The following is a 15,430-nucleotide window of genomic DNA, read 5'->3' as shown; positions in this document are numbered from 1 at the left end:
CAATTATTTAATAGTTTGTAGTATTTGTTTTACAATATGTTAAACAGAGTTTACATTTAGGAGGTGAAAAACATTGAATGATTTAGGGGATTTATTAAGAGAACTCCGTGGGAGCCGTTCTTTGAGGGAGATTGGTGAAATTACAGAATTAAGTCACACTTATATCGCTGATATAGAAAAGGGATATAGAAGAGGGACGAAAAAACCTATCAACCCATCTCCTGAAACGCTCAAACGTTTAGCTGACGCCTATAACTATCCTTATGAAGATTTAATGAAAATCGCTGGCTATTTAAATGAAGAAAATACCCAGCATCAAGTAAAAATTGCTGATGTAGATATTATTTTAAGTAATGAAGAGTATCAAATTTTATTAGAACTTAAAAAACATCCTGTTGCATTTGAGGATTTAAAATCTAATCCAGAAAAGAAAATAAAACAAATGATTTATTCATGGGATAAAATCAAAGAACTTTTAAAAGATATCGACGAAGATGATGGGGATTATTTGGAGTGATGAAATGGTACTGGGAGATTATCTGATTTCGCATAAGATAGATAGGTTTGAAAGCTATGCTAAAGATATTTTAAATAAATTGAACAAAAAGACGTTTATAGGGATAGATTTATATGATTTATGTCACAATTTCGGAATTTTAGTTAAGCGCGAGCTCGTTCCGAACGGACTGAATTGTGCTATCCCTTCTTCTAAAGGAAGAAGAGGCGTAATTAATCTTTGTATTGGTGAAAGCGAACGCGAAGAAAGAGTAAATTTAGCACATGAATTTGCTCATCTATATATTCATCAACGTTCTCAATTAAATCAAAATTCAACTGAAATCTATATACAGGAAATCGAAGCATTCAAATTGGCATCAAATATTTTAGTGCCCTCGAAAGAATTATTAAAATTTCCTGTGTCACCGGATTTAAATACTACATACATAATTGCTGATGAAATATCAGAACATTTTAATGTTACACCTGAATTTGCGTATCAAAGATTGTTATATTTTCAAAAAAATTATAAATTCGGACGCGAAGAGGAAGAGTACGTAATGTACAATATGACCATGCACGATGTATCCTTTAATAAATCTTTACAAACTAAAATTAAATACATCGATCTTGTTATTCTTAAACATAGCGATTCTAATACAGTATCTCTTTTATAGGAGGTGATGTACTTTAACTGTCCCTTTTATGCACTCGCCAGTGACGAGAGGACAGGTAAATATGGCAACATATAAAATGAATAAATGCACAAAAGACAAGGAATTATTTTGGTACTTAGATGGAAATAAGAATAAATTATTTGCATATAGGCACCGCTATTACGACTCTTTCGGGCGTCGTAAAGAAAAATCAGCGCGTGGCTTCGCGAATGAAAATACAGCATTTCGTGAATTGCTACGCATTAAAACCGAAGTCGCAGCTGGTAACACAAAGTTAATTGAAAATGAAAATCTAACTATTAAACAATGGGCTACAAAATGGCTTGAAGCAAACCAAAGCAATTGGAAAGTTTCAACCAATGAACAACGTAAAAACATTGTCGAACAGCAAATCATCCCTTTGCTTGGTACCCAAAAACTAATGAAATTGGATAAAGAAACGTATATCAATCTTTATATTAAGCCACTTTCACAAAAGTACAGTGTTGGTACAGTAAAGTTGTATCATCGCATTTTTAAAGTGATTATTAATGGAGCTGTGGATGCTGAAATCATTACACGCAATCGATTTACTAAAATTAAGATTGCTAATGATGAGGAACCAAAGGATGGAGTTGGTGACAATGTTTATACTCCGGAAGAATTATCTGCTTTCCTCAAATGCATAAACGACCAAGAAAACATTACAGTACAGACAGTATTTGCCCTACTTGCTGCTACTGGAATGCGCCGTGGTGAAGTTGCTGCATTAAGATGGAAAGATATCGATTTCGAAAATTCTACTATTAATATAGGAAGAACTCGAGATCGATACGGGGAACGTAAAGCCAAAACAGAAAATAGCATTCGTACCCTTAATGTAAACGAGTCATTAATTGCTACTTTGAAAAAGTACAAAGCATGGTCCAAGCAATACCTTTTAGCAAATGGTAGATGGAAGAGTGAAAAAGAATTCGAAGAAAGCTTTGCGATAATTTCTTATCAGACGTGTGAAGCAATTTCTGATACGTATATTAGTAGCTCATTACGTCGTGTAATTAAAAACAATGATTTAAAAGAAATTACACCACATGGTTTCCGTCATACCTTTGCAACAATTTTAATTAATAACGGTGTACCAGTTACTACCATTGCCAAAATGTTAGGTAATACAACAAAAATGGTTATGGAAGTATACTCACATAGTTTTGAGGAAAATGAAAAGCGTGCAGCACAAGTAATTGCTGACGTAATGAAATTTGCTTAAAATTTCCGTCCCTACTCCCTTTTGGGGTAAAAAATGGGGGACGTAGATAAATAAAATCGCTACAAATGCTTATAGCATAAGGTTTCCAGAGTTGATACAGTATTACTCTCGTTAATCGTTAGTTTGACTAAAGCTCAGTCCCCTTCACACTTTGTGGAGGGGATTTTTTATATTCCCTCTATACGCTAGCTTCAAAGAAACTACAACTTAATAATCACATACTCCCCATCCCTTCATTCAGCCTGAGAAAAAAAAGCCTACAAAATGCAGGCTTTTACGATTTACTTTATAAACTTTTTATCATTAATATGCTATTACAATATCAGTACAACAAGTAACCCAACAATCATAGCAGCACCTATACTAGCAATGAGCAGTGTGAAAAAGGCCTTCCATTTTGAAAAACCGTGTATTTCAGAAATCCCAATAATCGATAAGACGAGTGTCCAAATACTTGCGACTAAAATAATAAAGCTCCCTATATACGACCATATCGCTTCTCCCATTGTTAGTCCATCATGGGGAATATCGAAAAATGTGTGCCTCGAGTACTGCATCCAAAATAACAGTACAGGCATTAACCAAATATACGGAATAACCGTTAAGCACATCGTTTGAAACATGCCTTTAAATGAAGCCTTCCCACCAAATGCCGCCCCGATATGAGCAAGCATAAAAGCGATGACTAAATTGGCAATCATAAAATATAAGATACCCGTAATAAACGACGAATACACGACTTCGCCAAGGCTATATGGAAACGGATATTTCGTGCTATATAATGAGAGTAAAGCACTAGCAAATCCCCCTACCGCCCCTACATACAGTGAATAAGAAAAGGTTTTATGGTCAAGTGTATATCGGAATGTTTCGCGAGGCTTTACCATAATTGATAAAACAGGTTCACGGTCGTCCATTTGTGTGTTCAGCTGTACAGTCAAAACATATATCCTCCTAAAACTATGTATGAAACTATTATACTTGTATTTACATACGAGCGATACTTATCGCACTTAGTTTAACTCATAACGCGCACTATCCTTTAGCTTTTCTATTTCTATATCATCCTATTTTTATCTTTCAAATAACAATCGACTTTAAAATCCGCCTATACCTATCAATCATCCAATTTGCTTGCATTTTAGCTCAAAAACGAACCTTTTTAAGCAAAATAAGACGAGATACGACTAGCTGCTATACTAAAAAGAGAGGATTTTACTAAAAAGAGATTTTATATAGAAGGCGAAAATATGCGTGAACGCGCACTATTTCATATAAAAAACGAACATAATGGGGATTTTTTTGAAAAATTAATTGTGCTCCAAAATAGTTACTATGAGTCTTTATAATGTGTTCACCTACAGAAAAGCAATAAATCTCTCTCTATCGTAATAAAAAATGATATGCTCACATTAACAACCCCCGAAAACGCTATTCGTCGATTTTGACATACAACTTATTTGAGGATAAGCGCCATTTAAGGAAATAGTCCCGATTTGACACTTATTTAAAATTAAGTTGTATATCGATTTCGCCAACTCACACAATCAGGGGTTAAAAATAACTCATTTTAATAAATGAACGTAAAAACCCGCTGTTACTATTAAAACTGCATATGTAAAATAGCATATGCTGAAATCATCATCTTCCTTTTAAAATAAAAAAGGGGGCTCAAAAGTAAAAACTTTCAGCCCTCTACACTCCTTAATCATGATCCATTAAAAAATAGTATTAGTTAAACTTCACCATATGGTATTTCTTTTTACCACGACGGATAATGGTAAAGGCATCTTCTAAACGGTCTTTTGTGTCCACTACGTATTCTAGGTCTTGGACTTTTTCTCCGTTTACAGAAATCGCACCGTTTGTTACATCTTCACGTGCTTGACGTTTTGAAGACGAGATACTAGCTTCTACAAGTAAATCTACAATGTTTTTATCTTCTTTTGCCACTTCTACGGAAGGAACACCTGAGAAGGCCACTTTCATTTCGTCTACGGATAATGCTTTTAAATCACCAGAGAATAATGCTGCCGTAATACGTTCAGCCGCTGCTAAGCCTTCTTCACCATGAATTAATTTTGTCATCGCTTCTGCTAATGCTTTTTGCGCTTTACGTAAATGCGGTTCTTCTTGTACCGATACTTCTAACGCTTCAATTTCCTCGCGCGTTAAGAATGTGAAGATTTTTAAATATTTCACTACGTCTGCATCTGCTGCGTTAATCCAGAATTGGTAAAACTCATACGGAGATGTTTTTTCTGCATCTAACCACACGGCACCGCCTGCTGTTTTACCGAATTTTGTCCCATCTGCTTTTGTCACTAATGGAATCGTAATACCGAATGCTTTTGCGCTTTCGTCATGTGTTTTACGAATCACTTCAAGACCTGTTGTAATGTTCCCCCACTGGTCAGAGCCACCTACTTGAATACGTACTTGATGGTTGTTGTATAAGTAGTTGAAGTCAATGCCTTGAATAATCGTGTACGCGAATTCTGTAAACGAAATCCCTGAGTCAAGACGTGAAGCAATTGTATCTTTTGCTAGCATGTAGTTGACGTTAACTAATTTTCCGTAGTCGCGTAAAAATTCAATGACGCTCATCTTGCCAATCCAGTCATGGTTGTTTACGAGCTTCGCTGCATTGTCAGTAGCCGCATTGAAATCAAATAAGCGCTCAAATTGTTTCTTTAAGCCTTGTACGTTTTGATCGATTTGCTCGATTGTTTGTAATTGGCGTTCTTCAGAGCGTCCAGATGGGTCCCCTACCATCCCTGTTGCACCACCAACTAATAAAACCGGCTTATGCCCCGCTTGTTGGAAGCGACGAAGCGTTAACAGTGGCACGATATGACCGATGTGCATTGAATCAGCAGTTGGGTCTACCCCTACGTATAAAGATACTTTCTCTTCGTTTAATAGTTTTTCCATCCCTTCAGCGTCTGTTTGTTGATATAGAAGCCCACGCCATTTTAAATCTTGTAATAATTCGTTTGTCATAGTATTTCCTCCTAAAATGTCTAATTCACCCTTAAAGGGATATAATTACAAAAAATGAAAAATTAGTGTATGCGTATAATAAAAAAGCCCTGCATGCAAAAATCGCATGCAGGGACGTTTATACATAACGCGGTACCACCCAGCTTGAAGAATTCTCTTCCACTCCAATCGTCTTAACGCGACGTACACGTTCAAGCTCCAAGAACGTAATTCATGCATCCGTTATGACTAGCTTCCACCAACCGCTAGCTCTCTATACAGGGAACGGTACTGCACTACTGCAATCTTTTCAATGCTCGAAAAACTATAATGAATATTCTACTCAAATTTTTACAATTGTCAATATGTTGCACGATAAAATTAGAAATATGCTATAATTATTAAGATTTAGGAGGTCGATTGAGTGAAAGAATGGATCCAACAAGCATATGAAAGAATTATAAAGTTAAATAAACAACTCGAATCTTTTGCTAGTTCTACAAGAGGGCGTCGCCTACGAATTGCAGGAGACGTATTTTGGAACTTAGCTTTATTATTGTTTATCTTTCTAGTCACAGCAGGGATTTTTGCTCTATCTGTCGGCGCTGGCTACTTCGCTTCCCTCGTAAAAGAGGAACCACTCCGTTCGCAAGCTGAAATGCGTGAACAAGTTCTTAACTATGAAGAAACAAGTGAAATTTATTTTGCAGATGACATTTATATAGGGAAGCTTCGAACAGATTTAGAACGTCGTGAGACATCTTTAGCCTCGGTTTCACCACTTGTTGTGAATGCCGTATTAGCCACAGAGGATGAATATTTCCGTGAACATAACGGAATTGTACCAAAAGCTGTTATTCGTGGTTTACTCCAAGACGTGACAAACTCTTCCACACAAACTGGGGGATCAACATTAACACAGCAGCTGATTAAAAATCAAATTTTAACAAACGAAGTCTCGTATGAGCGTAAAGCAAAAGAGATTTTACTAGCCATGCGACTTGAGCATTTTATGACAAAGGAAGAAATTTTAGAAGCTTACTTAAATATCATTCCTTATGGTCGTAATTCATCTGGTAATAATATCGCGGGGATTGCCACTGCTGCTGAAGGGATTTTTGGTGTCGATGCATCTACATTAAATTTAGCACAAGCTGCTTATATTGCAGGGATTCCGCAATCACCTTATGCGTACACACCTTTTAAGCAAACTGGTGAACTAAAATCAGAAGAAGGTTTACAACCAGGGATTAATCGGATGAAAACAGTTCTTTATCGTATGCAAGAAGCTGGCTATATTACAGAAGCAGAGTACGAGGAAGCTATAAACTATAATATTACACAAGACTTCCGTGAACCTGTTCCTCGAGCAACAGACTTATACCCTTGGATTACAGCAGAAATCGAAAGTCGTGCTACAAAAATCATGGCCAAAATATTAGCAGAGCGTGATGGCATTGACCCAGAGCGTTTAGATGAAGAAGAAAACCTAATGGAGAAATATGCAATTTTAGCCGATCGTGATATCCGCTCTTCGGGTTATCGAATCCACTCAACCATTGATAAAAATATGTACGATACGATGAACGAAGCAGCAAAAAACTTTAAATACTATGGTCATACGTATACGGCTACAACAACAAATGAAGAAGGCGAAGAAATCGAGATTCAAATGCCTGTTCAAGTAGGTAGCGTATTAATGGAAAACGCTACTGGCCGTATTATTAGCTTCGTTGGAGGTCGTGACTTTGAAGTGGAAGAGCTCAATCATGCGACACAAGCTTTTCGTCCAAATGGTTCAACAATGAAACCATTACTTGCCTATGGTCCGGCAATTGAATACGGCGTAATTGGGGCAGGTAGTCCGGTTGTCGATGTGAAATTCTCAATTCCTGGGTATAGCCCATCAAACTATTTCGAAAGCGAAGAGCGCGGAATTATGCCCGCACGTGAAGCTCTTGCTCACTCTCAAAACTTAACAGCGCTACGCTTATACGATTCTATTTTAGATCGTAAACCTGCTACATTTTTAGAAAAAATGGGCTTTAGTAAATTAACAGATGGCGATTATGTGAACCTTTCAACGGCAATCGGCGGCTTAACAGTCGGAACGAGCGTCGAAGAAAACACAAATGCCTTTGCTACATTTGCCAATAACGGACAGTTTATCGATGCTTATATGATTGATAAAATTGTGGACCTTGATGGCAATGTAATATACGAACATAAGGCAGAGGCCGTTCAAGTATTTAGTCCAGAAACATCATATATCGTGACAGACATGATGCGTGATGTGTTAGAGTACGGTACGGGGACACGTGCAAGAAGCATGTTAAAGTTCTCAAGTGACTTTGCTGCAAAAACAGGCACAACGCAAGATTATAAAGATGTATGGCTAGTTGGGTATAATCCAAATATTACGCTCGGTGTATGGTTAGGATACGATCAACAACGTACACTTAATACGTTTAACACGACGTATTTCCAACCAAGTACACGCGTCAATATGTTATGGGCATCTTTAATGAATGCCGCTTATGACGCCAATAGTGAACTCGTAGGGACAAAAGAGCGATTCCAACGTCCTAAAGATGTAATAAACGCTTCATTCTGTGGTATTTCAGGGCTGGCACCTTCTGCAGCGTGTTCAAATGCTGGGCTCGTTCGCTCAGATTTATTTAACCGTAACGCCTTTATCCCATCACGGATAGATGATAGCTTTGGATCGGGGGCATCACTTGTTGAAATTGACGGCAAGTATTATCAAGCATTAAATTCAACACCCGCTGAATTTATTTCGAGTAGTGGGTTCGGTTTAAATCCAACCTTCGCAAAAAGGATGCTCGGACGCTTAGGTGGAGATCCGTCAAAATTATTACCAAACAACTCATCATTGGGCTCATCCTCACTAAGTGGTAGCACATTTAATGCGGATAGTGCAGCACCGGAAGCTGTCGCTGCTTCATTAGCAGGAAATACAATGAACTGGTCAAAATCAGCATCAAATGATGTTGTCGGTTACCGTGTTTACAATGTAACAGGCGGAACGAGAGCACTCGTTTCATCCATTAATAGCTCAGGAAGACGGAGTATTACAGTTCCTGACGGTTACGCATATATCGTTGTAGCTGTTGATATTACGGGCCGTGAATCTGCTCCATCAAATCCAATTACAATAGGACCTCCAGAGCCAACAGAACCTGTTGAACCAAGTGATCCAAATGGCAATGACAATAGCAATGGCGGAAATGGACAGGATAACGGAAACAACGGGAATGGTAGCGAAAACGGGAACAATGGTAATGGATCTGGAAACGAACCAACGGATAACGGAGACAACAATAACCCAAATAATAATAACGGCAATGAATCAAATGATTCGGATGTAAATGGCGATAACGGAAACGGCAACATATCTGAGCCTGAAATACCAGATTCTTCACAATCCAATGAATGACTTTAAAATTTAAAGTACAATTTCATGATAAAGGTTCCGTCTGAAAAGACATTTTGAGACGGAACCTTCGCGACGAGGATGGTGGCATGTTGATACGACCACCGCAGGAGCAATATTTCTTAATGGGTAATTATTAAGAAGTAAAGGGGTGTCCAGAAAGTAAAAACTTTCTGAACACCCCCTTTTTGATTTATTTTGCTAAAACGGATGTTAAAATCGCTACCGCTTCATCAATTTCTTCGTTTGAAACCGATAACGGTGGTAGTAAACGAATGACTTTTGGACCTGCTGCAACCGTTAGTAGTCCTGCCTCATCTAAAGCAGTTACGTACGGTGCAACATCCTCACCCCAACCGATTCCGAGCATTAACCCTTTGCCATTCACCGTTACATAAGGCAATGCTTCTTGTAGCTTTGTAATCAGATAAGCTGATTTTTCTTGTACATTTTGTAAAAACGCCTCGTTAAATACATAGTCAAGTACCGTTTGTGCAACAGCTACACCTAGTGGGTTACCGCCGAATGTTGTACCATGTGTACCTGCACTAAATGTATCAAATAATTCAGCTGTACCTAAAATACCACCGATTGGGAAGCCACCTCCAAGACCTTTTGCCATGGATACGATATCGGGCTTTAATACCGTTTGTTCAAATGCAAAACGTGTCCCTGTACGCCCAATACCTGTTTGTACTTCATCCACTATTAATAAAATATCAGTTGATTGATGGATTTCATGAATCGCTGCTGCAAACTCCTCCGTTACAGAGTTTACACCACCTTCACCTTGAATTATTTCCAGCATAATTGCCGCTGTTTCACCATCTACTGCCGCTTTTAACGCTGCTACATCATTGAATGGTAACGTGATAAATTCACTTACTAACGGACCAAACCCGTTACGTACTTTATCTTGGCCTGTGGCACTCATCGCACCAAATGTACGACCATGGAATGATTGTTCGAATACGATGATCTTATGTTTCCCTGTATGTTTACGTGCTAATTTAATCGCCGCTTCATTTGCCTCAGCACCACTGTTACAGAAAAAAGCATGCGATAAATGCACATCCTTCACAAGTGTTTCCGCTAGCTTTTCTTGCCCTGGACTCTCGAATAAGTTACTAATATGCCAAAGCTTTTCACTTTGCTCCTGAATAGCTTTTACAATTGCTGGATGTGCATGACCAAGTGCACATACTGCGATACCACTCGTAAAATCTAAATAGCGCTTACCATTTGTATCAAACACTTCTGTTCCTTTTCCTTCAACAATGGCAATTGGTCTTCTTGCATAATTTTGAAATAATGCACCCATATTCTTCACTTACCCTTCATTTTTAATCGTTGTACCTGTTAATGTATCACTAACAATTTGTACAGATGGAATGCCTGCATGTAGACAAGCGACAGCACCTTGTACTTTCGGAATCATCCCACCGTAAATATGTCCCTCTTCAATCCAGCCATTAATGTCTGCTTCCGTTACTTCCTTTTGATACTCATCATGAATCCGAATCCCTGAAACATCTGTTACGAGAAGTAGACTTTCTGCCTCCACGGCTAGTGCGATTTCGCTTGCGACTGTATCGCCATTAATATTGAGTGCCTGCCCTTCTGTTGTTGTACCAATACAAGCGACTACTGGCACAATACCCGCTGCTGTTAGTGCATCCAGAAGAGCCGTATTCACGTTTGTTACTTCCCCAACAAAACCGTACGTATCCTTGTCTAAATATGTACTCTCTAAAAGGGTACCATCAAATCCGTTTAACCCCACCGCTGTAATCCCTGCTGCATTCAGCTCATGCACAAGTGCTGGATTTACTTTGCCAATTAAAGCTGATTGGACAAGGTCAATCATTTCTGCGGTCGTCACACGTAAACCATCGACCGTATGCGATTCGATATTTGCTTTTTTTAGCTCTCGGTTAATCGCCGGGCCACCGCCATGTGTAATAATTAACTGATACCCCTCATCTTGCAATGCCTTGAAATTACGAAAGAAGGCCTCATTTAGACCTTCTAACGTACTACCTCCAAGCTTAATCACCATTTTACGAGCGGTATGCTGCGTTGATTTGAACGTAGTCATAAGTTAAATCACACCCCCATGCAAAGCCGTGTCCTTCCCCTACTTCCAACGACACGTCAATTTTCACTTCTTGTTGTTTTAAAATTTCGATTAACTCTTCTTCAGAGAATTTAATTGGCTCGCCCTTTTCTACCATTGTCGTCCCACCAATTTTAATTGTAATTTTTTCGGGATCGACTGTAGCACCACTATACCCAACTGCTGCAATAATACGCCCCCAGTTTGCATCACAGCCAAATACCGCTGTTTTTACAAGTGGTGACCCGACTACTGTTTTGGCAATTTTACGTGCTTCCTCATCTGAAATCGCACCGTCAACTTCTACTTCGATTAATTTCGTTGCGCCCTCTCCGTCACGTGCAATCGCTTTTGCTAAATCTTCTGCTACTAGACGTAGTGCTGTATAGAAGTTTTCCCAATCTGGATGTGCTGGTGATAACGGCTCATTTCCTGCTAAACCGTTTGCCATGACCACCACGGTATCATTTGTTGATGTATCCCCATCTACTGTGATGGCATTAAATGTAACGTTCGTAATTGCTGATAACGCTTTTTGCAATTCAGCCGATTCAATATTTGCATCTGTCGTAATAAAGCCAAGCATTGTCGCCATATTCGGCTCAATCATACCTGAACCTTTCGCCGTACCTGATACGATGACTTCCTGTCCATCAATATTCGTTGCGTAAGCTGTATTTTTCATCACTGTATCAGTTGTTAAAATCGCTTGTGCGAAATTGTTGCCACTCTCTACATCATTATTTGGTGCTAACATCTCCACACCTTTTTTCACCGGTGCTAGATTCATAATTTCACCGATGACACCTGTTGATGCTACCCCTACTAAATAAGGTTCGATGCCCAGTTTGGCAGCCGCTAAGCTTTGCATTTCATACGCATCTGCAACCCCTTGTTTCCCTGTACACGCATTGGCATTCCCTGAATTTACAATCATCGCCTGCATTTTCTGCGTATTGTACACCACTTCTTTTGTTACTTTTATTGGCGCTGCTTGCACCACATTTGTTGTAAATACACCTGCGACAGATGCCGGCACTTCACTGACTAAAATCGCTAAATCTTTTTTCTCTTTTTTGATACCGCAATGTACTCCAGCAGCTGTAAACCCTTTCGGTGAAACAACATTACTACTTGATAGTTTCTTTAGTTCAATCGTTGTCATAATATCCTCCTTAAATGAATAGCGGCACGACTTGTAAGCCTGTCGTTTGCGGTAAATTCAGTTGTACATTCATATTTTGAATTGCCTGACCAGCAGCACCTTTAACTAAATTATCAATTACCCCAATAATGGTTGCGCGGCCTGTTCGTTCATCTAACTTCGCATACACATCACAGTAATTAGAACCTTTTACACGATTTGTGCCAATTGATCCTGCATCATCAATCACACGGACAAATGGATGATTTTTATATGTTTCTTTTAAACAATGAATTAAATCTGCTTGTGTAACACCTGGCATCACTTGTGCATAAGACGTAGCCAAAATTCCACGTATCATCGGTACTAGATGGGTATTAAATGAAATTTTTGTCTCTACCCCAGCAAACATACTAATCGCTTGCTCAATTTCTGGAATATGTTGATGTTCATTTATTTTATAAATCGAAAATGCTTCGTTCGCTTCACTAAAATGAGTTGTTTGCGATGGTTTGTTCCCCGCACCCGAAATACCACTCTTAGCATCAATCACTAAAAAGCTCGGATCAATTAACTTTTCTTTTAATAATGGTAGAAGTGATAATAAAACCGCCGTCGGATAACAGCCAGGATTTGCGATGAGTTTCGCTTCCTTAATGGCCGCTTCGTTCCATTCTGTTAAACCGTAAATACTTACATCAATTGCTTCTTGCGGCGCTGGCTCCTTTTTATACCATTGCTTATAGCTTTCTACATCTTTTAAGCGGAAATCACCCGATAAGTCGATTAACTTCGGCCCTTTATCGATTAACGGAGGAAATAAGCTACTCGAAACTCCCGAAGGCGTACTCGCAAATACAACGTCAAACTCACTTAACACGTCGTAATCAATTTTTTGCAGTGGTTGATCGTTAATATCGATTAAATGAGGAAACTTCGCTGAAAAGACCGTCCCTTCCTCTGATGATGTAAATAATGTTAAGTTCTCTACTTCTTTATGATTATATAAAAAACGAATTAACTCTAAACCACCATAGCCCGTGGCACCGATAATTCCAACTTTCATTTTCTTCACCTCATAATTAGAAAGACACCATTCATGACACATGATACTTTCCTTTATATATTGTCAACAAACCTTGTTTAAACGATTAAGATAAAAACAGTATAATTCTGTATAAATATTTAGTCAACTGTATTTTTATATAATCTTAAAATATTCAGAATTAACTTATCAGTATGATTTATATTCCTCTACATGTTCAACTAGATATTTAAGCAATGTAATAAGGAGATATTTCGATAGTCGTCCGAAATATCTCCTTTCACACAATCATTATAGTATGCAAATAAGTGTATAAAAATTAACAACTATACAACTTTTTATTTTCTATTCCGCGTGTATCCCTATAGCCTTTATCAACCTACGAAATTACTCTGCCATTGTTGAAAGGTCGCCAGTCGGTAAGTTCAGTTCCCATGCTTTTAGGACTCGGCGCATAATTTTACCGCTACGTGTTTTTGGTAATTTATCTTTAAATTCGATTTCACGCGGGGCTGCGTGTGCAGAAAGCCCACGTTTAATAAATTCTTTAATATCTTCCTCTAATTTTTCAGATGGCTCCATACCTTCACGCAATGCGATGAATGCTTTAATAATTTCACCACGTAACGGATCAGGCTTACCGATAACACCTGCTTCCACAATATCTGGATGTTCTAGTAATTTACTTTCAACCTCAAATGGACCTATACGTTCACCAGCTGTCATAATGACATCATCAACACGTCCTTGGAACCAGAAATAGCCGTCATCATCCATATAAGCTGAGTCTCCTGATACATACCATTCGCCTTTTAAGAAATACGCATCATACTTTTCAGGATTATTCCAAATTTGGCGCATCATACTTGGCCACCCTTTACGAATCGCTAAATTCCCCATCGTAAACGGTGGTACTTCATTCCCTTGATCATCGACAATTGTTGCATAAACTCCTGGTACTGGTTTCCCCATTGACCCTGGTTTAATGTCCATACTCGGATAGTTACAAATCATATGTCCACCTGTTTCAGTCATCCACCACGTATCATGAATACGGTGCCCCAACGCCTCTAACCCCCAGCGGATTACTTCTGGGTTTAGCGGCTCCCCCACCGATAAAACATGACGTAGTGATGACAAATCATATCGCTCCAATACACTATGCCCTGCACCTGCAAGCATACGAAACGCTGTTGGTGCACTATACCAAACCGTTACACCGTAGTCTTGAATCGCACTATACCAGGCTTGTGGACTAAAGCGACCTCCTAAAATTAAGCTTGTTGCACCGTTTAACCACGGACCAAAAATGCCGTAAGCGGTACCTGTTACCCAACCAGGATCAGCCGTACACCAGTAAATATCATCCTCATTTAAATCGAGTACCCATTGAGTTGTCTGATATTGTTGCACCATTGCATAATGGACATGTAGTACCCCTTTTGGTGCACCTGTTGAGCCAGAAGTATAATAAAGAACCATGCCGTCTTCTTTGTCAACCCACTCAATATCAAATTTATTTGAGGCAGATTGCATGCGTTTATTAAAGTCTACGATTTTATCTGTTTCTTCAATATGATCTCCTACAAGGAAAATCGTTTTTAAATGTGGTAGCTTTTCTACCGGCACTCGTGAAAGTAGCGTTGGCGTCGTCACTAGCGCAACGGCTTCACTATCCAAAAGGCGATCATATACCGCCCCTTCCATAAACGCTTCAAATAACGGACCCACAATGACCCCCATTTTTAAAGCGCCTAGTAGTGAGAAATACAGCTCAGGCGAACGAGGCATAAAAATAAACATCCGATCCCCTTTTTTTATATCCGTCGCTTCTTTCAACACATTCGCTGCTTTGTTTGTGAATAACTTCATGTCATGAAATGAATACGCTTCTTTGCGTACGCCATCATTGTAATAGAGTGCCACTTTATTTTTACGATATGTTTCTGTATGACGGTCAATGGCTTCATAGGCCATATTTACCTTTCCTGTCTCATACCAGCTAAACGCCTTCTCCGTTTCTTGCCAATCATGTGTTATTACTGTTTCCTCATAGCTCGTTAGGCGATGATTCCCCGGAATTGCGGCTAGTTTTTCTAACATTTTCATCCCCATGAAAATTACCCCTTTCTTCGAGAACATATATATATTTTACAATATTAAAACATTAATTAGCAAAATATTTTAAATTTTTAGATTGTTAAGTATTTCTTCACAAACACTAGCGTATTTTTGCATAAAATCAGTTATAATAGATACATCTTACTG

At 38.7% G+C, this 15,430-nt stretch carries 11 protein-coding genes and 1 other annotated feature; of the genes, 4 read left to right on the top strand and 7 right to left on the bottom strand.

The window, feature by feature from the left end:
- Positions 1-73 precede the first annotated feature (73 nt).
- From AAGS61_RS05735 to AAGS61_RS05725, 3 genes are all read left to right on the top strand, one after another.
- Positions 74-517 carry a helix-turn-helix domain-containing protein gene (locus AAGS61_RS05735; protein ID WP_391368583.1) on the top strand — a complete coding sequence of 148 codons (444 nt, stop codon included), beginning with the start codon at positions 74-76 and terminating at the stop codon, positions 515-517.
- On the top strand, positions 495-1,175 hold the full coding sequence (locus AAGS61_RS05730) for an ImmA/IrrE family metallo-endopeptidase (RefSeq protein ID WP_391368580.1): 681 nt from the start codon (positions 495-497) through the stop codon (positions 1,173-1,175). The genes AAGS61_RS05735 and AAGS61_RS05730 overlap by 23 nt, the downstream gene beginning before the upstream one ends.
- A 61-nt stretch (positions 1,176-1,236) precedes the next feature.
- Complete coding sequence (locus AAGS61_RS05725) at positions 1,237-2,421, top strand: tyrosine-type recombinase/integrase (protein WP_391368577.1); 1,185 nt, start codon at positions 1,237-1,239, stop codon at positions 2,419-2,421.
- A 314-nt stretch (positions 2,422-2,735) separates the two neighbouring features.
- On the opposite strand, the gene AAGS61_RS05720 is transcribed toward AAGS61_RS05725, so the two are convergent.
- Both AAGS61_RS05720 and tyrS read right to left on the bottom strand, forming a co-directional pair.
- Positions 2,736-3,362 carry a YIP1 family protein gene (locus AAGS61_RS05720; RefSeq protein WP_391368574.1) on the bottom strand — a complete coding sequence of 209 codons (627 nt, stop codon included), beginning with the start codon at positions 3,360-3,362 and terminating at the stop codon, positions 2,736-2,738.
- 790 nt (positions 3,363-4,152) lie between these two features.
- Positions 4,153-5,424 (bottom strand): tyrosine--tRNA ligase, encoded by a 1,272-nt coding sequence (gene tyrS / locus AAGS61_RS05715; RefSeq protein WP_391368572.1) that lies wholly within the window; start codon positions 5,422-5,424, stop codon positions 4,153-4,155.
- Positions 5,425-5,531: 107 nt separating this feature from the next.
- Positions 5,532-5,726, bottom strand: a binding site (T-box leader).
- A gap of 101 nt (positions 5,727-5,827) precedes the next feature.
- On the opposite strand from tyrS, the gene AAGS61_RS05710 reads away from it, so the two are divergent.
- Positions 5,828-8,860, top strand: a complete 3,033-nt coding sequence (locus tag AAGS61_RS05710) for a transglycosylase domain-containing protein (RefSeq protein WP_391368569.1) — start codon at positions 5,828-5,830, stop codon at positions 8,858-8,860.
- Between the two features lie 190 nt (positions 8,861-9,050).
- On the opposite strand, the gene AAGS61_RS05705 is transcribed toward AAGS61_RS05710, so the two are convergent.
- The 5 genes from AAGS61_RS05705 to acsA all read right to left on the bottom strand — a co-directional run bounded on the left by AAGS61_RS05705 (position 9,051) and on the right by acsA (position 15,277).
- Positions 9,051-10,178, bottom strand: coding sequence for an acetylornithine transaminase (locus AAGS61_RS05705; protein ID WP_391368566.1), 1,128 nt, complete (start codon positions 10,176-10,178; stop codon positions 9,051-9,053).
- 9 nt (positions 10,179-10,187) lie between these two features.
- Positions 10,188-10,955 carry an acetylglutamate kinase gene (gene argB / locus AAGS61_RS05700; RefSeq protein ID WP_391368563.1) on the bottom strand — a complete coding sequence of 256 codons (768 nt, stop codon included), beginning with the start codon at positions 10,953-10,955 and terminating at the stop codon, positions 10,188-10,190.
- On the bottom strand, positions 10,918-12,138 hold the full coding sequence (gene argJ / locus AAGS61_RS05695; protein WP_391368561.1) for a bifunctional glutamate N-acetyltransferase/amino-acid acetyltransferase ArgJ: 1,221 nt from the start codon (positions 12,136-12,138) through the stop codon (positions 10,918-10,920). Before argJ ends, argB begins: the two co-directional genes overlap by 38 nt.
- A 10-nt stretch (positions 12,139-12,148) precedes the next feature.
- Entirely contained in the window at positions 12,149-13,183 is a 1,035-nt protein-coding gene (gene argC, locus AAGS61_RS05690; RefSeq protein WP_391368558.1) for an N-acetyl-gamma-glutamyl-phosphate reductase, read from the bottom strand.
- Between the two features lie 366 nt (positions 13,184-13,549).
- The gene (gene acsA / locus AAGS61_RS05685; RefSeq protein WP_391368555.1) at positions 13,550-15,277 is read right to left on the bottom strand and encodes an acetate--CoA ligase; all 1,728 of its coding nucleotides are present in this window, start codon (positions 15,275-15,277) and stop codon (positions 13,550-13,552) included.
- Positions 15,278-15,430: the final 153 nt, after the last annotated feature.

The organism is Lysinibacillus sp. KU-BSD001 (genome assembly GCF_042920265.1).
Classification (GTDB): Bacteria; Bacillota; Bacilli; order Bacillales_A; family Planococcaceae; genus Lysinibacillus_B.
The sequence above is the reverse complement of the archived record's forward strand: the minus strand, read 5'-3'. Positions and strand labels throughout refer to the sequence as shown.